General features: G+C 57.8%; 23 protein-coding genes. 20 read left to right on the top strand and 3 right to left on the bottom strand.

From position 1 onward, the window contains the following. The first annotated feature begins 109 nt into the window (after positions 1-109). The 20 genes from AABE20_RS03910 (at position 110) to AABE20_RS03815 (ending at position 18746) form a co-directional block, all read left to right on the top strand. Complete coding sequence (locus AABE20_RS03910) at positions 110-1189, top strand: hydrogenase small subunit (RefSeq protein ID WP_338331941.1); 1080 nt, start codon at positions 110-112, stop codon at positions 1187-1189. Next, positions 1186-3006 (top strand): nickel-dependent hydrogenase large subunit, encoded by a 1821-nt coding sequence (locus AABE20_RS03905; protein ID WP_338331940.1) that lies wholly within the window; start codon positions 1186-1188, stop codon positions 3004-3006. The genes AABE20_RS03910 and AABE20_RS03905 overlap by 4 nt, the downstream gene beginning before the upstream one ends. Positions 3007-3019: 13 nt before the next feature. Then, on the top strand, positions 3020-3781 hold the full coding sequence (gene cybH / locus AABE20_RS03900; RefSeq protein WP_338331939.1) for a Ni/Fe-hydrogenase, b-type cytochrome subunit: 762 nt from the start codon (positions 3020-3022) through the stop codon (positions 3779-3781). 217 nt (positions 3782-3998) lie between these two features. Next, complete coding sequence (locus AABE20_RS03895; RefSeq protein ID WP_338331938.1) at positions 3999-4652, top strand: HyaD/HybD family hydrogenase maturation endopeptidase; 654 nt, start codon at positions 3999-4001, stop codon at positions 4650-4652. A 3-nt stretch (positions 4653-4655) separates the two neighbouring features. Further along, positions 4656-5024, top strand: coding sequence for a HypC/HybG/HupF family hydrogenase formation chaperone (locus AABE20_RS03890; protein WP_338331937.1), 369 nt, complete (start codon positions 4656-4658; stop codon positions 5022-5024). 7 nt (positions 5025-5031) lie between these two features. Next, positions 5032-5442 carry a thioredoxin domain-containing protein gene (locus tag AABE20_RS03885; RefSeq protein WP_338331936.1) on the top strand — a complete coding sequence of 137 codons (411 nt, stop codon included), beginning with the start codon at positions 5032-5034 and terminating at the stop codon, positions 5440-5442. After that, positions 5439-6329 carry a hydrogenase expression/formation protein gene (locus AABE20_RS03880; protein WP_338331935.1) on the top strand — a complete coding sequence of 297 codons (891 nt, stop codon included), beginning with the start codon at positions 5439-5441 and terminating at the stop codon, positions 6327-6329. The genes AABE20_RS03885 and AABE20_RS03880 overlap by 4 nt, the downstream gene beginning before the upstream one ends. Next, on the top strand, positions 6326-7162 hold the full coding sequence (gene hybE, locus AABE20_RS03875) for a [NiFe]-hydrogenase assembly chaperone HybE (protein ID WP_338331934.1): 837 nt from the start codon (positions 6326-6328) through the stop codon (positions 7160-7162). Before AABE20_RS03880 ends, hybE begins: the two co-directional genes overlap by 4 nt. Then, positions 7159-8163: a hypothetical protein gene (locus tag AABE20_RS03870; RefSeq protein WP_338331933.1), complete on the top strand. Its 1005-nt coding sequence runs from the start codon at positions 7159-7161 to the stop codon at positions 8161-8163. The genes hybE and AABE20_RS03870 overlap by 4 nt, the downstream gene beginning before the upstream one ends. After that, positions 8156-8497, top strand: a complete 342-nt coding sequence (hypA, locus tag AABE20_RS03865; RefSeq protein ID WP_338331932.1) for a hydrogenase maturation nickel metallochaperone HypA — start codon at positions 8156-8158, stop codon at positions 8495-8497. Before AABE20_RS03870 ends, hypA begins: the two co-directional genes overlap by 8 nt. Beyond that, the gene (gene hypB, locus AABE20_RS03860; RefSeq protein ID WP_338331931.1) at positions 8497-9423 is read left to right on the top strand and encodes a hydrogenase nickel incorporation protein HypB; all 927 of its coding nucleotides are present in this window, start codon (positions 8497-8499) and stop codon (positions 9421-9423) included. Before hypA ends, hypB begins: the two co-directional genes overlap by 1 nt. Positions 9424-9430: 7 nt before the next feature. Beyond that, positions 9431-10918: a sigma-54-dependent transcriptional regulator gene (locus tag AABE20_RS03855; RefSeq protein ID WP_338331930.1), complete on the top strand. Its 1488-nt coding sequence runs from the start codon at positions 9431-9433 to the stop codon at positions 10916-10918. A gap of 1 nt (position 10919) precedes the next feature. Continuing rightward, the gene (locus tag AABE20_RS03850) at positions 10920-11201 is read left to right on the top strand and encodes a HypC/HybG/HupF family hydrogenase formation chaperone (RefSeq protein WP_338331929.1); all 282 of its coding nucleotides are present in this window, start codon (positions 10920-10922) and stop codon (positions 11199-11201) included. A 3-nt stretch (positions 11202-11204) separates the two neighbouring features. Then, on the top strand, positions 11205-12326 hold the full coding sequence (gene hypD / locus AABE20_RS03845; RefSeq protein WP_338331928.1) for a hydrogenase formation protein HypD: 1122 nt from the start codon (positions 11205-11207) through the stop codon (positions 12324-12326). Continuing rightward, positions 12326-13381, top strand: coding sequence for a hydrogenase expression/formation protein HypE (hypE, locus tag AABE20_RS03840; protein WP_338331927.1), 1056 nt, complete (start codon positions 12326-12328; stop codon positions 13379-13381). Before hypD ends, hypE begins: the two co-directional genes overlap by 1 nt. 1 nt (position 13382) lies before the next feature. Beyond that, positions 13383-14447, top strand: coding sequence for a HoxN/HupN/NixA family nickel/cobalt transporter (locus AABE20_RS03835; protein ID WP_338331926.1), 1065 nt, complete (start codon positions 13383-13385; stop codon positions 14445-14447). A gap of 9 nt (positions 14448-14456) precedes the next feature. Further along, positions 14457-15782 carry an RNA polymerase factor sigma-54 gene (gene rpoN, locus AABE20_RS03830; RefSeq protein WP_338331925.1) on the top strand — a complete coding sequence of 442 codons (1326 nt, stop codon included), beginning with the start codon at positions 14457-14459 and terminating at the stop codon, positions 15780-15782. 420 nt (positions 15783-16202) lie between these two features. After that, positions 16203-17804: a flavin monoamine oxidase family protein gene (locus AABE20_RS03825; protein ID WP_338331924.1), complete on the top strand. Its 1602-nt coding sequence runs from the start codon at positions 16203-16205 to the stop codon at positions 17802-17804. Continuing rightward, complete coding sequence (locus AABE20_RS03820) at positions 17804-18220, top strand: c-type cytochrome (RefSeq protein ID WP_338331923.1); 417 nt, start codon at positions 17804-17806, stop codon at positions 18218-18220. The genes AABE20_RS03825 and AABE20_RS03820 overlap by 1 nt, the downstream gene beginning before the upstream one ends. Before the next feature lie 4 nt (positions 18221-18224). Then, entirely contained in the window at positions 18225-18746 is a 522-nt protein-coding gene (locus tag AABE20_RS03815; protein ID WP_338331922.1) for a RidA family protein, read from the top strand. A gap of 48 nt (positions 18747-18794) precedes the next feature. Here AABE20_RS03815 and AABE20_RS03810 read toward each other — a convergent pair whose 3' ends face one another. Genes AABE20_RS03810 through AABE20_RS03800 form a run of 3 tightly spaced genes read right to left on the bottom strand, consistent with a single transcriptional unit; the run spans position 18795 to position 21803 of the window. Further along, positions 18795-19793, bottom strand: coding sequence for an ABC transporter ATP-binding protein (locus AABE20_RS03810; RefSeq protein ID WP_408740669.1), 999 nt, complete (start codon positions 19791-19793; stop codon positions 18795-18797). Between the two features lie 8 nt (positions 19794-19801). Beyond that, positions 19802-20839: an ABC transporter ATP-binding protein gene (locus AABE20_RS03805; protein ID WP_338331921.1), complete on the bottom strand. Its 1038-nt coding sequence runs from the start codon at positions 20837-20839 to the stop codon at positions 19802-19804. Continuing rightward, the gene (locus AABE20_RS03800; protein ID WP_338331920.1) at positions 20829-21803 is read right to left on the bottom strand and encodes an ABC transporter permease; all 975 of its coding nucleotides are present in this window, start codon (positions 21801-21803) and stop codon (positions 20829-20831) included. The genes AABE20_RS03805 and AABE20_RS03800 overlap by 11 nt, the downstream gene beginning before the upstream one ends. Positions 21804-21818 lie beyond the last annotated feature (15 nt).

Raw genomic sequence — 21818 nt, 5'->3', positions numbered from 1 at the left:
GTGGGCGGGTTAGTCTGTCCTTTTTGGCGTGTGGCACACTTCTTGCTTTCTCCTTGTAGGTAATTGCGGACCTGTTCCGGTTCGCCGCCTGAGGAGGACGTCTTCATTGATGGCTGGTCTTGAAACGTTTTATGAAGTGATGCGACGGCAGGGCATTACCCGTCGGTCGTTCATCAAATACTGTTCGCTTACCGCTGCCGCCCTTGGTCTGGGGCCGGAATTTGTGCCCCAGATTGCCAGTGCGATGGAAACCAAGCCCCGCCTGCCGGTTTTGTGGCTGCATGGGCTGGAATGTACCTGCTGCTCGGAAAGTTTTATCCGTTCGGCACATCCGCTGGTCAAGGATGTGGTCCTGTCCATGATCTCGCTGGATTATGACGACACACTCATGGCGTCTGCGGGGCATCAGGCCGAAGCCATTTTGGACGAGGTCATGGAAAAATACCACGGCAACTACATTCTGGCCGTGGAAGGGAACCCGCCCCTTAATGAAGATGGCATGTACTGCATTATTGGCGGCAAGCCGTTTGTGGAACAGCTTAAAAAAGTGGCGAGTGGGGCCAAGGCTATCATCTCGTGGGGGTCATGTGCTTCTTACGGGTGTGTGCAGGCCGCACGCCCCAACCCCACGCAGGCAACGCCGGTGCACAAGGTCATTCTGGACAAACCCATTATCAAGGTGCCGGGTTGCCCACCGATTGCCGAGGTTATGACCGGCGTTATTACCTACATGCTCACCTTTGACCGCCTGCCAGAACTTGACCGGCAGGGACGGCCCAAAATGTTCTACTCCCAGCGTATTCACGACAAATGCTACCGCCGCCCCCACTTTGATGCGGGCCAGTATGTGGAAAGCTTTGATGATGAAGGCGCGCGCAAGGGGTACTGCCTGTACAAGGTCGGCTGTAAAGGCCCAACAACCTATAATGCGTGCTCCACCGTGCGGTGGAATGACGGCGTGTCCTTTCCCATTCAGTCGGGCCACGGTTGCATTGGCTGCTCTGAAGATGGGTTCTGGGACAAGGGGTCATGGTACGCAAGGCTCCAGAATGTTGGCGGTTTTGGCATAGAGGCCAGCGCCGACAAGGTTGGCATGGTTGCCGCCGGAGCCGTAGGCGCGGGCCTTGCCGCCCATGCCGCCATAAGCGCGCTCAGCCGCGCACGCTACAAAGGGGATGATGCCCAATGACCACGCTTCAGACACCAAACGGTTTTGCGCTTGATAATGGTGGAAAGCGCATTGTGGTGGACCCGCTGACCCGTATTGAAGGGCATATGCGCGTTGAGGTTAATGTGGATGAGCAGAACATCATCCGCAATGCCGTTTCCACAGGCACAATGTGGCGCGGGCTGGAAGTTATTCTGCGTGGGCGTGACCCGCGGGATGCATGGGCCTTTGTGGAACGGATCTGCGGTGTGTGCACAGGTTGCCATGCACTGGCCTCCGTGCGCGCGGTAGAGGATGCGCTGGATATCCGCATTCCGACCAATGCGTTTCTTATTCGCCAGATTATGGCCAAGGTTCTGGCTTGGCATGACCATGTGGTGCATTTTTACCATCTGCACGCGTTGGACTGGGTTAATCCGGTTAACGCCCTGCGGGCGGACCCGCGCGCCACGTCCATGCTGCAACAGTCCGTTTCTCCTAACCACGCCAAGTCTTCTCCGGGCTATTTCCGCGATGTGCAGAACAGGCTGAAAAAGTTTGTTGAGAGCGGACAGCTTGGTATTTTCAAAAATGGGTACTGGGATAGCAAAGCTTATCTGCTCCCGCCCGAAGCCGATCTTATGGCGGTCACCCATTATCTGGAAGCGCTGGATTTCCAGAAAGAAATTGTCAAAATCCATACTATTCTAGGCGGCAAAAACCCGCACCCCAACTATATGGTGGGGGGTGTGCCCTGTGCCATCAATATTGATGGCGACATGGCCGCAGGCGCTCCGCTGAACATGGACCGGCTGAACTTTATTAAGCAAAAGCTTGATGAGGCTTATGAGTTTTCGCAAAATGTGTACGTGCCCGATGTAATCGCCATTGCCAGCTATTACAAGAACTGGCTCTATGGTGGCGGTCTGGCAAACCACAATCTTATGGATTACGGCGATTACCCCACCATACAGGGCGATAAATCGACCGACCGCCTGCCCGGTGGCGTCATTCTGAATGGCAACTGGAACGAAATCCATCCGATTGATGCCCGTGACCCCGAACAGGTGCAGGAGTTTGTAACCCATAGCTGGTATAGCTACGGGCAGGGGCGTGAGGATGTTGGCCTGCACCCGTGGGATGGTGTGACCGACCCGCACTACGCTCTGGGCAGTGGCGCCAAGGGCACGCGCACCAATATTGAAGCCGTGGATGAAAACGCCAAATATTCATGGGTCAAGGCTCCGCGCTGGCGTGGTAATGCGTGCGAGGTTGGGCCTCTGGCGCGCTATATTCTGGCATACGCAAAAGGTGTGCCTTACGTTAAAGCACAGGTGGACGATGCTCTGGGCCGCTTTAACGCGCTGGCGGGCACCAGCTTTACGCCACAGCAGGCGCTACCCACCACCATTGGGCGTACGCTCACCCGTGCGCTGGAAGGGCATTATTGCGCCCAGCAGTTGCTGGATGATTACGACGCCCTGATCACCAACATCCGCAATGGGGACCTGGCAACAGCCAATATGTCGCGCTGGGATCCGGCCACATGGCCCAAGGAGGCCAAGGGGGTTGGTCTTGTGGCCGCACCCCGTGGTGGGCTTGGTCATTGGATCAAAATCAAGGATGGCCGGATAGAAAACTACCAGTGCGTGGTGCCCAGCACATGGAACGCAGGCCCGCGGGACGCCAAGGGCAACATTGGTGCATTCGAAGCATCGTTGCTGGGAACGCCCATGGCAAACCCCGAACAGCCGGTGGAAATCCTGCGGACCCTGCACTCGTTTGACCCCTGCATGGCCTGCGCCACACACGTGATGGCTCCTGATGGGGATGAACTCGCCCGCGTAACCGTGCGCTAAGGGGGATAGCCCGATGGTTTCATCCAAATCGAACGTCCTGACTGACGAGGACCTGCAGGGCACGAACCTGCAGGGGCAAAATGCGCGGGCATTACGCGCGCGCAGGCTCACCACAATTTATGTGTATGAGGCCCCTGTCAGGCTCTGGCACTGGGTTACGGCGGCATCCATTGTTGTGCTGGCTGTTACCGGGTATTTTATTGGCACGCCGTTGCCAACGCTTTCGGGCGAACCCAGTAACCATTTTCTCATGGGCTGGATCCGGTACCTGCATTTTGCCGCGGCTTGGATTTTTGCTGTGGGGTTTGCCGGGCGTATTATCTGGACCTTTATGGGGAATATTTATACGCGCGAGCTATTCTATATTCCTGTCTGGCGAAAGGACTACTGGAAAGGCCTGCTGGACGAAATACTGGTCTATGCCTTTATTAAAAAGCAGGGCGAAAAAACAATCGGGCATAACGCGCTGGCCCGCACGGCCCTGTTCTTCTGCTTTACCCTGACCGGCCTGTTCATGATTGTGAGCGGATTTGCGCTGTATTCTGAAGGAACAGGCATGGATAGCTGGGAGGGCAGGGTATTTGGTTGGGTCATGCCCTGGCTAGGGGGCGACCTGGGCACGCACTTCCTCCACCACTGGGGAATGTGGGTGATTATTCTGTTTGTTATGATCCACATTTATACCGTCACGCGGGAGGATATTATGTCCCGCCAGACTTTGCTGTCGGCAATGACCAATGGGTATCGGTCTTACCGCGATGATCGGCCAGAATGAGAGTGGTGTAACCACTATTCTGCTCATTCTGGAAAGTTAGAGTCCATAAAATCCCGCCATCACATTTACGTGTTGGCGGGATTTTTGTATTAGCCCGGTCGCGCATCTGCCATTCTGGAAGTTGGCATGTTTCTTGCTTTTATTGAATGGCAGGGAAAGCGCGAACCTGCCTTGGGTGGGGCGCGGTTCCCTGCATGGGGAACAGGAGGCGGCACACGTGGCGGTAGACGCGGTTCTATATGGCAGTGAGCGGAAAATTCTGGTGCTGGGCATCGGGAATATTCTGTGGGCGGATGAGGGGTTTGGTGTGCGTGCGGTTGAGCACCTTGCCGCCCGCTACAGCTTTGGCCCGGAAGTGGAGGTCATGGATGGTGGCACGCAGGGCCTTTATCTGCTGCCCGTGCTGGAAGACCTTGAAACCCTGATTATTGTGGACGCCATAGATTTTGGTCTCCCCCCAACCACCTTGCACCATGTGGAAGGCTCTGCCGTGCCCGCAACAATAGGGGCGCGCAAAATGAGCCTCCACCAGACCGGTTTTCAGGAAGTGCTGGCATTGCTGGACCTGCGTGGCCATGCGCCACGCGCCATTCATCTGGTGGGTGTGCAACCCGTGACCATGCAGGATTATGGCGGCGGGTTGACCAGGGCCGTGGCCGAGCAGGTGCCCCATGCCGTGCGCATGGTGCTGGACCTTCTGGCGCAGCGCTGCGGTGTGGTGCCCACACCTCGGCAAAGCGCTCCAGAACCGGGGGCCGGAGTGATGACGCAGGCCGTAGCCCGCAAAGCCTATGAGCAGGGCCGCCCATCCGAGGAGATGGCCTGTCGTTACGGGGATGAGCGCATTCTTGCGCGCAGCAGAGGGGTATAAAAGATGTGTCTGGGTATCCCGATGAAAGTGCTCTACTGCAATGGCAGCATGGCGCTCTGTGAGGTTGAGCCACACAGGGGTACGCAACAGTCTGCCCGGCAGGAGCAGGTCGATACCATTCTGGTGCCCGATACGCAGGTAGGGGACTACCTGCTGGTTTTTATGGGTATGGCCCGTGCACGCTTGGAGCCGGTGGAAGCACAAAAATTGCACGATGCCCTGCACGCACTGGCCACATTAGCCACAACGCAGGTCGATGGTGGCGCTGCCGAGCAGATCGTCAGCAACGGGTTTGCGGACCTGTGTGCAGCACCCCCACGCCTTCCCCCCCACCTACAGGCTGCATTTGATGCAGGGCTTACGGAGGCCTGAATACGCTATGTCCGTCTTGGAACTTCCCTTGGTTAATGGCCTAACAACCCGGCACGGCATGCCCGTTTTGCACACGTTGGAGCAGGCGGAGGCCGGTTTTGTGCTGCTGCTGCTGCCCAGTCACGCCAGAATACATCTGGAAACACCCGATCTGGCGGCCATTTTGCCAGACCTGCTGCAACTGGGGGCCGCTGGCTTGCAGGGGGTGCAACCGATTAGTGGGGCCGTGGCTGATGCAACGCTTGAGGCAGCATTGGTCCGCAATGATGGCGATCTATCCCTTCCGGCATTGGTCTTGTTGGAAAACGGGCAGGTCAAAGCCAGTATTTCGCGCATGCGGGACTGGGATACTTATGTCAGCAGGTTTGGGGCAATTTTTGCCCCGCCCGCCACACAGGGCGCGGAGCGTGGAGCATGAGTGCATCTTTTATGGTCCCACCAGTGGGGTTCGGTCCGGGGTCGCAGCTTGGGCAGGAAGATGAGGAACTGAATTATCTGGCCATGCCCTCGGGCGTTAATGTGTACGAACCACACGTGCCAGAAATTGAAGACCCGGCCATTATGGCCGCAACACTCGCATTTTTAGAAAACCTGCAAAAACAGGCGCAGGACTGGCAGGAGGGGGATGCCCGCCTTTTACCCCGGCACGATCTGGCCCCCGCATCTGCGGCGGCAGTCAACGATGCGCTGGGCGAGGGCGAGGTTTCAGCCAGACTGGAAGACACAGCAGGGCTGGTGGAAGTGCAGGAAACCGTGTTTGCGGGCGTGTGGTCCTTGCGTGCCTATGGTGGCCCGCATGGGCAGGATGTGCGTGAACAGGTGGAGGTTTCGGCTTTTCCCAAAGCACTTGTGGCGCGTGCGTTTCCTGCAAAACGTAACCGCCCGGATGTGGCTGCTGGTGTAAAAGACGGCGTTGTGAACGCTCCGGCTATTTTGACCGAACTGTTTGAGCAAAGCGAGAACTGGCGCCCCCAGAACCCTCCCCACGTTGTAAACCTGAGCCTGCTACCGCACACCCCCGAGGATATGGACATGCTGGAAACCTGCTTGGGGCGGGGGCGGCTGACCATTCTGTCACGCGGGTATGGCAATTGCCGGATAGAGGCCACAGCCACGCCACATATCTGGCGTGTGCGGTATTTTAATTCCATGGACACACTGATTCTGGACACGATCGAGGTATCCACCGTGCCAGAGGTCGCCTGCGCGGCACCGGAAGATATTGCAGATTCCGCAAGCCGCCTGCACGAAATCTGCACTGTATTGCGAGAGGAAGGAGCCTCCCGGCAGAGTGGGCAGGCATGAGCAGCCCCAGCCCAAGGTTTGAAGGCTCGTATCTGGGCGATGCTACACGCCTTCCTGATGATGCGATCATGGAGTGCAAAATCTGCTGGAGTGTCTATGACCCGGCAGAAGGATGCGTGGTATGGCAGGTGCCCCCGCACACGCCTTTTGCCAGCCTGCCCGATTATTGGCGCTGCCCGACATGCGATGGCGCAAAAGAGCAGTTTATGGTGGTTTCCGCTTCTGCCGCGCCACCTGCTGCGGGGGCGGACGCTCCCTCCGCAGCGCCGCACCACCACAGCGAGGCGGAATGTCCCACGGAGCAAAATTCTGCCAGCATGTTTGCGCAGGCGCTGGAACGCGTGTTTGCCGATATTTATGCCAGCAAAATGCGGGGCCTGCCGTTTGTGAACGAAGCCCTGAATGTCAAAGCTGTCGGGTTTAGTGTTTTTGAGGGGCAGGTGGTGGGGGCGCTGGTGACCCCTTGGTTTATGAATCTGATTGTGGTCCCCGGTGTGGGGGCAGATTGGGCGGGTGTCGTCTCCGGCAGTAAAAAGCTGCTGGATTTTCCATCCGGTTCATACGAGTTTACGGCAGCCCTGCGTGATGGTGGGGCCGAGGCTCTGCCCGGTTACTGGGCGTGCTCGCTGTTCTCGCCCATGTTCAATTTTACCACCATGTTGCAAGCGACTGACACGGCACAGGCTGCCGTGCGTGGCCTGCTGGACCCTGCGCTCAACCCCCAGCCGGCTGCCGTGCAGTCAGCCGTGCAGGCGGAACATCCAACACATGACCATGCCATGGGGCGCAGGAGCCTTCTGGTCGGGCAGTCAGCCAGACAGGACGGGGTATGATCGGCGGACTTCTCCTGCATGGAGGGCAAAATGGCCAGCCATGGGGTGTTCGTACGCATAATGTGGTGGATGCCGGGCTGTTATGTGCCGGTTTGGAGCCAGAACAGGCTCTGGCGTTGATCGGACGGGTGTTCAGCCTGTGCCGGGTCGCCCATATGGCGGCCAGTACGCGGGCGTTGGGGCTGGTGGAGCAGGCCGCGTTTGAGCCTGCCCGCATGCAGGATGAAATTTTGCAGGATCATGCTCTGGCGTTGCTGGTGACATTACCTGTGCAGTTGAATATGCCCCCCCAGCGCGAGAGCCTGTGCAAAGTGCTTCACAACCGTAAGGACGGGGCATATTTGGTCAGGGAGCTTACGGGTTCGGCTACGCCCATTGCCACCATGGATGCCCCTGCATTTGCGGCGTGGCTTGCAGGCGGGGGGGCGGAAAACGCGGCGTTTTTGCCCAGGCTGCTCCACCGCTGCCATGCAGCGCTGGAAGGGGCGGGGGCGAGTGTGACAATGGATGCCCTAAACCCACAGACCATACAGGCATGGCTGGGGCATGACCGGGGGCAGAGCAGGCCCATTATGGCATATGACGCCAGCATATGGCCTGATTATGCGCATTGCCCGGTTATGCAAGCGCTGGCAGGGCAGGGGGGTGTTCCGCCATTTGCGCGGCTTGTCGCGCGGGTGTTGGAGTTTCTGGCCTGTCTGGAAGGGCCGGAGGGGCGCATGTTTGCCCGTGTTGGTCCTTTTCTGGCCAGCTTGGGCGCCGGAGTGGGGGTGGCGCGCGCTGCGCGTGGTATGCTGGTCCATGTGGCGCAGGTGCATAATGGTCTGGTCACGGATTACCAGATTTTATCCCCCACTTTCTGGCATGCTGCCAAGGATGGGCTTTTCCGTCAGGCTATCTCCCGGCTGCGTCCGGGCTGCGCTAAGGTCACCGTTGAGTGTGTTCTGGCGGCACTTAACCCTTGTGTGCCTGTTACGGTGGAGGTGGCGCAGCATGCATGAAATGTCCTTGTGTGAAAGCCTGATGGGCGTGATCGAGGAAAGCGCGCAACGGGAGGGTTTTACCAAGGTCACCCGTGTGCGGGTGGAGGTTGGGCGTTTTGCCGGGGTGGAACTGCCCGCCATGCACTTTGGCTTTGAGGTAGTCGCCCGCGGCACACTGGCTGAAGGTGCTGTGCTGGATTTTGATATCGTGCCCGGTAGCGCATGGTGTTTTGATTGCGGGCAGACTGTGGAACTCGAAAATCGCATGGACCCTTGCCCCGTATGCGCGGGTGTGCGCCTCCAGCCCACGGGCGGGACGGAAATAAGGTTGAAAGACATGGAGGTAATCTGATGTGTACAACATGCGGCTGTAGTGGCGATGGCGCAACGTTCGAAGGCGGTGATCACGCCCACCCCCATGGCGCAGGCCATACCCATGGCCATGCCCACGAACATTCGCACGACCATGGGCACGATCACCCCCACCCGCATGAAGGGGAGGGCGCACATGCCGACCTGAATTACGGCAGCGGTCCCGCGCGTGCCCATGCGCCGGGGTTGTCACAGGCCCGCATGGTGGAAATCGAGCGTAATATCCTCTCCAAGAACGATGCCTACGCAGCAACCAACCGTGCCCGCTTTGCCCAGGATGGCAGTCTGGCGCTCAATATGCTGGCAGGCCCTGGGGCGGGTAAAACCACGTTGCTGGTGGAAACACTCAAAACGCTGGCAGGCACCATTCCCTGTTCGGTAATTGAGGGGGACCAGCAGACCAGTCATGATGCCGAGCGTATTCGCGCAACAGGCACTCCAGCTATCCAGATCAATACCGGCAAAGGGTGCCATCTGGACGCGCACATGGTTGGCCATGCCGTGGAGCACCTTGGAATGCATATGGGTGGTATCCTGTTTATTGAAAATGTTGGCAATCTGGTTTGTCCCGCAGCTTTTGATCTGGGGGAAAAACGGCGGGTGACCCTCCTGTCCGTGACAGAAGGGGAGGATAAACCCCTTAAATACCCGGATATTTTTGAAAAAGCAGATATGGTTCTGCTCACCAAGACCGACCTGCTGCCACATCTGGATGTGAAGGTTGATGTGTTGGAGGCCAACATAAAGCGCGTAGCACCTCAGGCGCAGATTTTGCATGTGTCCACCCGCAATGGGCAGGGCATGCCACAATGGCTGGACTGGCTGAAGGGGGAGCGCCGCGCACTGCTGGATGCACTGGCGGCGCAAGCACAGGCCCGTGCGGACATGCTGCGCGCAGCGGAGTAAGCATATCGTGGTAACGCCCGCCTGCATTTTGGTTGTTGATGACGAACCCCGCTCTGTGGAGGTTATTGCGCGTATCCTGCGTGAGGAATTTGAAGTTCTGAGCGCGACAAACGTGGAGCAGGCCCGCGCGCTGCTGGAAAACAACTGGGTTCACGCCATTTTTTGCGATCAGCGTATGCCGGGCATGAGTGGTGTGGAGTTTCTGGCAGATGTGCGTGCGCGTTGGCCAGATATCGTCCGCATGATCGTAACCGGTTATACCGAACCGGATGACATGATAGACGCCATTAATCAGGCAGGCATTTACCAGTATATTACAAAACCGTGGCACCCGGACCAGCTTTTGCTGGCCGCACGTAATGCCACACAGCTTTTTGCCATGCAGCGGGAGTATGAGCGTCTCTCGCTCGAACTCAAGCTGGCTCCCCCCGTGGCGGAGGGGCGTTTGCGCCAGCAGCGTGAGCGGGTAGCGGGGAGCTACCATTTTGACGCCATTATCCGCACCCCGACCAGCCCGATGAGCGATGTATGCCGGCAGGCCGCTAAAACAGCGGTGTTTGACATTCCGGTGCTGATTGAAGGCGAAACCGGCACAGGCAAGGAACTGCTGGCCCGTGCCGTGCATTATGCCAGCCAGCGCAGTGCGGGTGCGTTTGTTGCCGTTAATTGCGGCGCCATACCCGATGATCTGCTGGAATCCGAATTGTTTGGTCACCGCAAAGGCGCTTTTACCGGCGCGCATGCAAACCGCCGTGGTCTGGTGGAAGAAGCGGATGGCGGCACGCTTTTTTTGGATGAAATCGGCGATATTTCTCCGGCTTTTCAGGTCAAAATCCTGCGTTTTTTGCAAGAAGGGGAGTTCCGCCCCCTCGGCACGAACGAAACAACGCGTGTGGATGTGCGCGTGTTGGCCGCAACGCACAGGGACCTGCGAGCAGAGGTGAGGGCGGGCCGGTTCCGGGAGGACCTGTATTTCCGCCTGACCGGCATGGTTCTGAGCATCCCCCCCCTGCGGAGCCGCCCTGCGGATATTCACGTTCTGGCGCAACATTTGCTGGATGCCGCCTGTGCGCGGCATGGACGGCATGTGCGTGGCTTTGCTCCGGGCGTGCTGGATGTGCTGGTGCAGTACGGCTGGCCGGGCAATGTGCGTGAATTACAGAACGAAATCCTGCGCATGTTAGTGCTGGCTGAAAGCGATAGTCTGGGGCTGGACCTGTTATCCCCCATGGTTATGGGAGCAGAGCCAGTGCCTCTGGCCACTCAGCCACAGGCAGCGCCAGACCCTGTGGTACAGGATGGTGGCACCTTGCAGGAACGCATGGACGCGCTGGAAGCCAATGTGCTGATGGAAACCATTGCCCGGTGTGGTTGGAACAAAAGCCTGACCGCGCGTGAACTGGGCCTCTCCCGCGTGGGGTTGCGGGCCAAGCTGGAGCGCTACGGTATTGTGCCCGATGCGGGAAAACAGACTTTACAGAAGGGAAATTCCTGAAATGTGTCTTGGTATTCCCGGCCAGATAACGGCCATTGTGGATGAACAGGCCATGCTGGCCGAGGTGGATGTTTCAGGCGTGCGCAGGCAGGTGGATGTATTGTGTGTTGCACAGCCGGACCAGCCGCTGGCAGAACTTGTGGGCACATGGGTGCTTGTACACGTTGGTTTTGCCATGAGCCGGATAGACGAGGCCGAGGCGCATGAAACCCTGCGCCTGCTCGCCAGTATGGATGAACTGGCCGGAGAACTGGATGCCATGCGCACCAGTGCGCAGGTCTGAGCCATGCAGTTTGTAAAAGATTTCCGCAATCCCCAGTTGGCCGAAGCACTGCTGGTGCAGATTAGTCAGGTCGCGGAGCGTATTGGCCGCATTCGGGCCAGACCCGTTACGGTTATGGAAGTCTGTGGCGGGCACACCCATACAATCTTTCGTTATGGGTTGGACCGGCGGCTTCCGGCCAATATTGAGTTCGCACATGGTCCGGGGTGCCCGGTCTGTGTGCTGCCAAAAGGACGGATAGAAGACGCCATTGCCATAGCCCATAGGCCCGATGTCATTTTTGCCACCTTTGGGGATGCCATGCGTGTGCCCGGCGGCAGCGGCAGCCTGCTACAGGCCCGTGCGGCAGGGGCGGATGTGCGCATGGTCTATTCTCCGCTCGATGCGCTGGCTCTTGCACGGGCCAACCCGGACCGGCAGGTGGTGTTTTTTGCGTTGGGGTTTGAAACAACAGCCCCCTCCACAGCACTGACAGTTTTGCGGGCCAATGCTGAAAAAATAAGTAATTTTTCCATTCTTTGCCAGCATATCACCATCATTCCCACATTGCGCGCCCTGCTGGAGCAGCCGGATTTTAACGTGGACGGGTTTATTGGCCCCGGTCATGTTTCCATGGTGATCGGCACGCAGCCTTATGCATTTATTGCGCAGGACTTCAAACGCCCATTGGTTGTGGCGGGTTTTGAGCCGCTGGATATTCTGCAATCCCTGCTTATGGTGCTCAACCAGATTGAGGCAGGTCAGGCGCGCGTGGAAAACCAGTACGCCCGCGTGGTGGCGGCACAGGGCAACCCGGCCGCCATGGCCGCGATTGACCGGGTGTATGAGGTCCGGCAGGCGTGCGAATGGCGCGGCCTTGGCCAGATTGCCGGGTCCGGCCTGCAATTACGGCCAGAATGGCACCAGTTTGATGCGGAAAAACGCTTTGCCATGCAGCCCCACCATTTGGCCGACCTTGAGCAGTGTCGTTGTGGAGATGTGCTGACAGGGCGGATCAAACCCCCGCAATGTCAGGCTTTTGGGCGGGGCTGCTCGCCTGATCATCCATCGGGTGCGCTCATGGTCTCATCCGAAGGGGCCTGTGCAGCCTATTACGAATATCACGGCGTGGAGGAGGCGGCATAATGCCCGGCACGGTAACAGGGATTGGTGCAAATGGCCGCATTACGCTGGCGCATGGGGGCGGTGGCAGCGCCATGCGCGCCTTAATTGACGAGGTGTTTCTGGCCGCTTTTGCACAAAATCCGCAGGCCCCGCAGGAGGATCAGGCCCGGCTGGATCTGGCCGCGCTTACACAGCGCGGAGACAGGCTGGCTTTGACAACAGACGCCTTTGTGGTGGAACCGCTGGAGTTCCCCGGTGGCAATATTGGCACCCTTGCCGTGTGCGGCACGGTGAATGATCTGGCCGTAGGTGGCGCATCCCCTGTTGCCCTGTCTGCTGCGTTTGTGCTGGCCGAAGGGCTGGAGTTATCCGTGCTTCGCCGGGTTGTGGAGGCCATGGCCCAAAGTGCGGCTCAGGCGGGTGTGCGGATTGTAACGGGGGATACCAAGGTGGTCCCGCGCCATGCCTGTGACGGGCTGTTTGTAACCACCAGTGGCGTAGGCGTTATCCGGCCCGAACACAATATCAGCATTGCCGCAGGACAACCTGGGGATGTTGTGCTGGTCAATGGCACATTGGGGGACCACGGTGCCGCCATTTTGTGCGCACGTGGGGATCTGGCGCTGCAAACACGCCTGCAAAGTGACTGTGCCCCCCTGAATGGCCTTGTGGATGCGCTGCTGCACGCGGTGCCTGATGTGCGCTGCATGCGTGACGCCACACGTGGTGGCGTGGCAGGCGTGCTGAGCGAACTGGCAGAAGCAAGTGGTGTGGTGGTGACGGTTAATGAAGCAGCCTTGCCTGTGCACCCCGAAGTAGAGGGGGTGTGTGAAATACTGGGGCTGGACCCGCTGTTTTTGGCCAATGAGGGCAAGCTGGTGGCCGTAGTGCCCGCCCACCAGGCCACGCGCGCGCTTGCGGCCCTGCAAGGCCACCCGCTGGGGCGCAATGCCGCCATTATTGGCACGTTGCAGGCCAGTACAGGCGCGCACGGAAGCGTGCATATTATGAATGAGTTTGGTGGCGCACGGGTTTTGACCATGCCATCAGGGGAACAACTACCAAGGATTTGCTAACATGCGGCAAGACCCATTTACTCTGGCCCCAGACCCCGCATGGTTGCCAAACAGAGCCATTCTGGCGGCACGGTCCGCGCAGGGGTACTGGTTACTTGCGGCTTTACTGCTGTTCAATGCCCTTGCGTGGACTGCCGCGTGGTTCTGCCTTGGTGGCAATGCAACACTTTTGGCCTCAGCCCTGCTGGCATGGGTGTTTGGGCTGCGCCACGCCATGGATGCGGACCATATTGTGGCGATTGATCTGGTTACCCGTAAGCTTATGGTTGCTGGGCGCTCCCCATTGGGGGTGGGGCTGTTCTTTTCGTTAGGGCATTCCTCTGTGGTGTGCCTTGCCGTGCTGTTTCTGGCGGTTTTACCTACACATGACTGGCTGGAACGCTGGCACCTTGTGGGCGGCAGTATTGGCTCGGCTGTGTCCGTAACATTTCTGTTCCTCATGGCGGGGTACAATGTATATGCCGTCGCGCGGCAATGGCAGATGTTCCGCAACAAAGCGGACATGCCCGATACGGTGTCCGGCGGGTTGATGGCGCGCCTGTTTGGTCCGGCTTTCAGGCTTATCGGGCGTTCATGGCAGATGTATCCGCTGGGTTTCCTGTTCGGTCTGGGGTTTGATACAGCAACCGAGGTCGGGCTGCTGGGGCTGGCTGCGGCCCAGAGTGCTCAGGGGCTAGGGCTTGTGGGTATTCTTATGTTCCCGTTGCTATTTACCGCAGGGATGTCCGCCATAGATACGCTTGATGCCGTGCTGATGATGCGCGCCTATGGCTGGAGTGCGCAAACGCGCACCCGCCGCCAGATTTATAATCTGGCCATAACCAGTGTTTCTGCCCTTGCTGCCCTCGGGGTCGGGGCGACTGAATATGCCGCGGGACTGGGGGAGGGGGGCGTGGCAGGTTCCTCCCTTGTGAGTATGGCCTCCATGCTGGCGGAGCATTTTCCGCTTCTGGGCAGTGCGATCATGGCGGTTTTTCTGGCATTGTGGGCTGGTGCTTTTGTGTGGGACAAGGCCGCCGCCAGACGGGCTGAGATGGTTACACCCGCACCCCCTACACGGACCTGACCACCCGCTATGCGCCCGGTTCTGGAGCAGAAGGTCCGCCATAAACAGGGCGTTGCCGTAACCCCCAGAATGCGGGAAGCGCTCAGGCTGTTGCGCCTGTCTCAGACCGATATGGAGGCTTACGTAACCCAACAGGTGGAGCGGAATCCTTTTCTGGAATTACCAGAATGGGAGTTTGATCAGCCAGCCAGTTACCCCGCGTATTCGGGCGCATCCACCACGCAGGACGAGACAGACCGGCTGGTGGCGGCGGAAGCCTCGGTTGATGAGCGGTTGCTTCGCCAGATTGCCCTTTCCGTCAGGCCCGCATGGTTGTGCCGTCTGGCGGCCTTGTTGCTGGAAGAGGTGGATGAATACGGTCGGCTGTCCTCTGCCACTCTGGACACATTCAGCCAGAGCCGGGGGGTGGCGCGTGCCTGTGTGGAGGAGGCTCGGCAGTATCTGCTCAGGTTGGAGCCGGTTGGGGTGGGGGCGCTGTCTGTTGCCGAATGTTTTGCCGTGCAGCTTGATGATGAAGGGCTGCTGAATGATGCATTTACCAGACTGTTGGCAAACCTTGGTCGTCTGGTCAAAGGGGACAGGGTAGGGCTTGCCTGTGTGTGTGGTGTGAACGCACAACAGCTCGAACAAATGCTTCTGGTACTGCAACGGCTGGAGCCATATCCATATTGTAAACAGGCGATCGAACCAGCTTTGCTACGCAAGGCGGAATTGCGTGTTGAGCAGGATGACCAAGGGCAATGGCAGGTTTTTGCCTACGCGGACCGTGCGCAGAGCCTTACGCTGAATACGGAGTTGCGTTCTCAGCTCTCATCGCGCCTGAGTGTGCGTGAGCGTGGGCAGGTTAAGGAATGGATGGCAGATGCACGCTGGCTTTTGAACGTAGTGGCCAGGCGGCGCAGAAGCCTTGTGCTGCTTGGGCAAAAAATTCTGCAACGCCAGCCAGATTTTCTGATCCGGGGGGTGGAGGCCCTGCACCCGCTGACCATGCTCCAGATTGCACAGGACATGCAGGTGCATGAAAGTACGGTCAGTCGATTGGTGGCGGATAAATATGTTTCCACGCCAGATGGGGTTTTGCCGCTGCGTTTCTTTTTTACCGCAGGTCTCGGCCGTGGTGGGCAGGCACCCCCACGTGCCGCGGCCGCAGCCCGTGCCTGCCTGCGCAGAGTTGTGCGGGAAGAAAAGCCCGATAACCCCCTTTCCGATAGTGCTTTGGTGGAAGTTCTGGAAAAACAGGGATTTCGGGTATCCAGACGTACTGTTGTCAAATACCGCCAGATTATGGGTATAGGGTCATCATTTTCCCGCAAGGGGCATCAGATTTCAGTGTAGAAAAACATTTTAATCGATCGTGACTTTGTTTTTAACAGTTTTGTCTTGTTCGATAAGCAGGAATAATCGTTTATCCGGCCAGAACAGCGCTCTTATACCAAAATACATTCGCCCCCTGTTTTTAACTTTGTTCTGATACCAGAATGGTTTACGGGGGATGAAGTAACACTCATCTTGGTGGGGCCCAGACTATGCGATCCACGCGCAGCCTGAATACAGCAAGGTTATGGAAAAGACCTGCATTCATAAGGTTCGTCCTCAGTAATTCTTACCTTCGTGCATGCTCAGAAAAAGCAGAAAAGCAAGGTGGAGCCAATCTTATCAAATAGAAGGTCATTCCCTTTATTTTGAAAGAATTTGGTCTGTGTTCGGGTTCTTTGCGTATGGAACCATGGGTGGAAAATAGAGCAGGAATACGCAATGGCAGGTCCATCACACGCGCCTTTACAAACACGCAGGCAGCTTTTGGGGCGTATTGGCACGCTGGCAGGGAGTGCGGCTCTTTATCAGGCCATGACCAGCATGGGGCACGCCATGGGCACGGATTTTTCCGGCCCACCCAACCTGTCTGGTGCAAAGCGGGGCACATCCGTGCTGGTTTTGGGGGCCGGTCTGGCGGGTATGCTGAGTGCGTATGAGTTGCGCAAGGCCGGGTATGATGTTCAGGTTCTGGAGTTCCAGACCCGTAGTGGTGGGCGCAACATCAGCCTGCGTGGGGGGGATACGGTTGCCGAACTCGGGGGGGCTACGCAAAAAGTTGGTTTTGCCGCAGGGAACTATATTAACCCCGGTCCGTGGCGTATTCCTTACCATCATCAGGCTTTACTGTATTATTGCCGCGAATTTGGCGTGCAGTTGGAGCCGTTTATTGAGCTTAACCATAATAGCTGGCTCCATTCGACTGGCTCTTTTGGTGGCAAAGCCGTGCGTTACAGGGAGTTGACGGCCGATTTTACGGGTTTTACGGCAGAACTTCTGGCCAAAGCGGTAGATCAGCACAAACTGGATGACCTGATGAGTGCGGATGAAGTGGCCCACCTGAAAAACGCCATGCGGGGCTGGGGAGCACTGACGCCAGACTTGCAATATACCAAAGGCACACTCAGTTCGCTCCGTCGGGGGTTTGAAAAACCGCAAGGCGGTGGGCCAGATGGCGCACCCATTCCTTCGGACCTGATGAACCGGGATGAAATCTGGAAATCCGGAATGTGGAACTGGATGGCCTTTCACGAACGGTTGGATATGCAGACAACCATGTTCCAGCCTGTTGGCGGCATGGACAGTATTGGCAAGGCCTTTGCCAGACAGATACCGGGGCTGATACGCCTGAACTGCAAGGTAACCGCCATTCATCAGGACAACAGCGGCGTAAGCGTGACTTATAACGATATGCATCACGGTGGTGCAGTACGCCATGCCAGGGCGGATTACTGTGTTTGCACCATACCGCTTTCCATTCTCTCTCAGCTTGATGTGCAGGTCAGTGATGGCATGAAGGCAGCCATAGCAGCCGTGCCCTATGGTTCATCCGTCAAGCTTGGGCTGGAGTTCAAACGGCGGTTTTGGGAAGAGGATGACAAGATTTATGGCGGGATCAGCTTTACGAACCAGCCGATCAGTCAGGTCTCCTACCCAAGTCATGGCATTTTCTCCAAAGGACCGGCTGTTCTGTTGGGGGGGTATATGTTTGGCCCGGCAGCGTATGATTTTGCGGGTATGACCCCGCAGGAGCGGCTGGAAGAGGGCATAAAACAAGGGCTGGCTTTTCATCCACAATACCGCAAGGAATTCCTGAACGGCGTAAGCTACGCCTGGAGCCGGACCCCGTGGACGTTAGGATGTTGCGCTCTTTGGAGCGAGGAAGCACGTAAAACCCATTATCAAGCCCTATGCGCGGTTGACCAGCGTGTGGTTCTGGCGGGGGAGCATGCCTCGTACGTTGGGTGCTGGCAGGAGGGGGCGGTTCTGTCCGCGCTGGATGCGGTAACACGGCTCCACAAACGCGCACTGGGGGCGGCATAATGCGTAAGATCTTTCTTTTTTCCGCCGCTCTGTCTGCTTTCGTCCTGTCTGGTGTTGCGCGTGCGGATAGGGCAGCACCCACTTCAACCCAAATGGTGGACATGCCATCGGGCGAGGCTGTTTACAAACATATCTGCCAGAGTTGCCATATGGCGGATGGGCAGGGGGCTGTTGGGGCAGGGGCACGCATTCCAGCACTTGTCCACAATCCGCGTTTGCAGATTGCAAGTTACCCCGCAACCGTCATTTTGAATGGTTATGGTGGCATGCCGTGGTTTTCTGGCATGCTGAATGATCGACAGGTTGCCGATGTTGTGGCGTATATTCGCACACATTTTGGGAATGACTACAAAGACCCCCTCAATCCCGCAGATGTGGCTTTCATGCGCCTGCATCTGACACCCGAAGCGGAGTAATCTTATGCGTATGTTCAGAACTTTTGCAGTTTCCACCATGTTTGCGGCTATGGGGCTTGTGGGCATGGGGGCGTGCGCGCCAGCACAGGCCCAGAATGGCGTTGTCCGGCAGAACGAGGCCGCATACCCCATTGCATCCGCCGTTGAGGTGCCTGCGGGCTATTCCACCGTTTACGTCAGCGGCATTGGCGCCCCCGTGACCAACCCGGCCGCACCCGCCAAAAGCGTGGCAGCCTATGGCTCCATGGCTACACAGACCGATGAGAGCCTTAAACGGATACAGGATATTCTTAAAAAAATGGGGCTGGGTATGGGGGATGTCGTGCAGATGCATGTGTTTATGGTTGCCGATGCACAGACCAAAAAACTGGATTTTGATGGTATGATGCAAAGCTACACAAAGTACTTTGGCACCAAAGACCAGCCTAACCTGCCGGTTAGGTCCGCTTTTGCCGTGGCGCAACTGTCCAACCCCGGCTGGTTGGTCGAAATTGAGGTTGTGGCTGTTAAACCTCCTCACCATTAAACAGGTTTTGCGTAAGGAGTGTGCTCAGTGCACTCCTTACGTTATTTTTCAAACAGGATAATGGCAGGCAACCTCATGGCCGGGGGCAATCTGCCTTAATACGGGGGCCTCGTTCTGGCAGCGGGGCTGTGCTGCTGGGCAGCGTGTATGAAAACGGCAACCAGAGGGTTTGTTAACCGGGCTTGGAATCTCCCCCCGTAAAGGGGCCTGCCGTGCGGCCCCCACAACCGGGCGGGGTACGGCCTGCGTGAGCGCAATGGTGTAGGGATGTGCCGCATGGTGCAAAACGGTATCCGTCTCGCCCAATTCAACAATCACGCCAAGATACATGACCGCAACACGGGTGGAAATCTGGCGCACAACCGCAAGGTCGTGGGCAATAAACACATAGGTAAGTCCAAGGTGTTTTTGTAAATCGGCAAATAGATTTACAATTTGCGCCTGAACCGAAACATCCAGAGCCGAAACGGGTTCGTCCGCAACAATAAGGCGGGGGGCAAGGGCAAGGGCGCGGGCAATGTTAATGCGCTGGCGCTGCCCGCCCGAAAATTCGTGTGGGTACCGCTCAAGCGCTGTATGGGGCAGGCTGACCAGTTCCATAAGTTCGGCCAGCCTGTGTGCTATGGTGGCGGAAGTTCTTCTGCTTCCTTCGGGGGTGCGGTGTACCCGCAAGGGTTCAGCCAGCAGGTCCCCGATGCGCCTTCGGGGGTTGAGGGATGCGTAGGAATCTTGGAACACCATCTGCATTCGTGGGCGCAGGGGGCGTAAGGTGCGTTCGGGTAGGTGTGTTATATCCTGCCCTTCAAATACAATCTGCCCGGCAGATACATCACTCAGCCGCAGGAGGCAGCGCCCCAGTGTGGATTTTCCGCAACCGGATTCTCCCACAAGGCCAAGCACTTCACCCGGCATAATGGTGAAGGAAACGCCGTCGACCGCTTTTAAGGTCTGTCCTTTTTTTAACGTGTAGGTTTTGTACACGTCCCTGACCGCCATAAGGGGCTGGGGGGCGTTTGCCGTCTGCTCGGTGGAGGGCGCGGAAGACATGGGGCTTCTCATGGAATGGATGCTGTGTTGGCGGCGGACCGTGGGGGCAGGGGGGTGCCCTCCTCTGGCAGTACACAGGCAACGTTATGGCCCGGCCCAACGGTGCAAAACCGTGGAGGCGGGGCAGGCAGGCAGGCAGCATGGGTGTATATGCAGCGTGGCGCAAAGGCGCAGCCTGCGGGGCGTTCCATAGGCTGGGGTGGTCCTCCGGGAATGGCGGGTAGCCGATCTGGGCGTGGTCCGCTCATGGGCGGAATAGAGGCCAGCAGCGCTGCCGTATAAGGGTGCTGGGGGTGAGCAAATAGCGCCTGGGTTGTTCCGGTTTCCGCTACCCTGCCAGAATACAGGACCAGTGTGTTATCGCATGTCTCAGCCACCACGCCCATGTCGTGGGTAATCAGCAGAACCGAGGAGCCATAGGTCGTGCGTAGCTTGCGCATGAGTTCCAAAATCTGGGCTTGCACGGTTACGTCCAGCGCTGTGGTCGGTTCATCCGCGATCAGAAGAGATGGATTGCAGGAGAGCGCCATGGCGATCATGGCGCGCTGGCGCAACCCGCCAGAAAGCTGGTGGGGGTACCTGTTGGCGGTATTGGCGGGGTCTGGTACCCCCATTTCTCCCAACAGTTCTATTGTGCGCGCACGGGCCTGCCTGCGGGAAAGAGACTGGTGGACGCGCAACTGCTCATCAATCTGCCAGCCAATGGTGTAGACGGGTGTAAAGGCCGTCATCGGGTCCTGAAAGATCATGGCGATCTCCCGCCCCCGCAGGGCGCGGAGTTGCCTGCCCGGCAGGGCCAGAAGGTCCCGCCCCCTAAAATGGGCGGAACCGGTAATGCGCACTCCGGGTGTGTCTATCAGTCCCATGAGGGCCATGGCGGTTATGGACTTGCCTGAACCGGACTCTCCTACCAGCCCCAGAATTTCCCGATCCCCAATGCTGAAGGAAATATTCTCGACAATAGGAATAACCTGCCCGCGTGACGTAAAGCTTACGCACAGGTCGCGCACTTCAAGCAGGGGGGGAGTGGAGTTGTCAGCCAGCATCACGCACCCTTGGGTCGAGGAAGATGTAGGTCGCATCCACCAAGGCATTGGCCAGCACCACAAATACGGCGGAATACATGACCGTAGCCATAATAAGGGGCAGATCAAGGCTGTTCAGCGCCTGATAGGTGAGCCGACCAACACCGGGCAGGCCAAAGACGACCTCCGTAAGCAAAGCTCCCCCTCCCACAAGCTGGGCAAAATCCATGCCAAAGAGAGAGACAAATGTAATCAGTGCCGTGCGCAGGCCATGGCGGAGCAGCACGCGGCTGGGCGACAGCCCTTTGGCGCGGGCGGTGCGTATGAAGTCTTCCCCCATAATGCCAACAAGGTCTGCGCGTAAAATCCGGCTGTAAATACCAACAAACATAACCGCAAGCACACACCACGGAATAACCAGCGCCAAAAACCAGCCGCCCGGGCTTTGGCTGAAGGGCACATAGCCCAGCCCCGGCACCCACGAAAACAGCCATGTGTCATGGTAACGGTTCTGGGTGATCAGATTAACAACCTGACCAAGCCAGAAAACAGGAATGGAAATACCAACCAATCCTAGAATCATAAGCCCACGGTCAATCCATGAACCTTTGAACGCGGCCGCAATAACCCCCATGGCAATGGAGAGAACCACCCAGATGATAGCAGCCCCAGTGACGAGAGAGAGGGTAACAGGGGCTGCACGCATGATCTCGGGCACGACCAGTTCACCCCGGTTGGCATAACTTGCCAGATCCCGCGTGATGAACAGTTTTTTCATCATAATGGCGTATTGCACGGGTAGGGGGCGGTCAAAGCCATATTCCTTGCGGACTTTTTCCATGGTCTGGGGGGCGGCGTTACGCCCTGCAATGCGGGCGGTCGGGTCGGCTCCGGGGGTTGCAAAAAACACCGCGAACACCAGAGCGGAAATACCGAAGAGCACAAAAACCGTCTGACCCAGACGGCGCAGGAGGGGCATGATCATGGTCTGTCCGTCCTC

The organism is Acetobacter zythi (assembly GCF_963921165.1).
Classification (GTDB): domain Bacteria; phylum Pseudomonadota; class Alphaproteobacteria; order Acetobacterales; family Acetobacteraceae; genus Acetobacter.
Note: the sequence above shows the minus strand (reverse complement) of the source record. Positions and strands in the feature narration are given on the sequence as shown.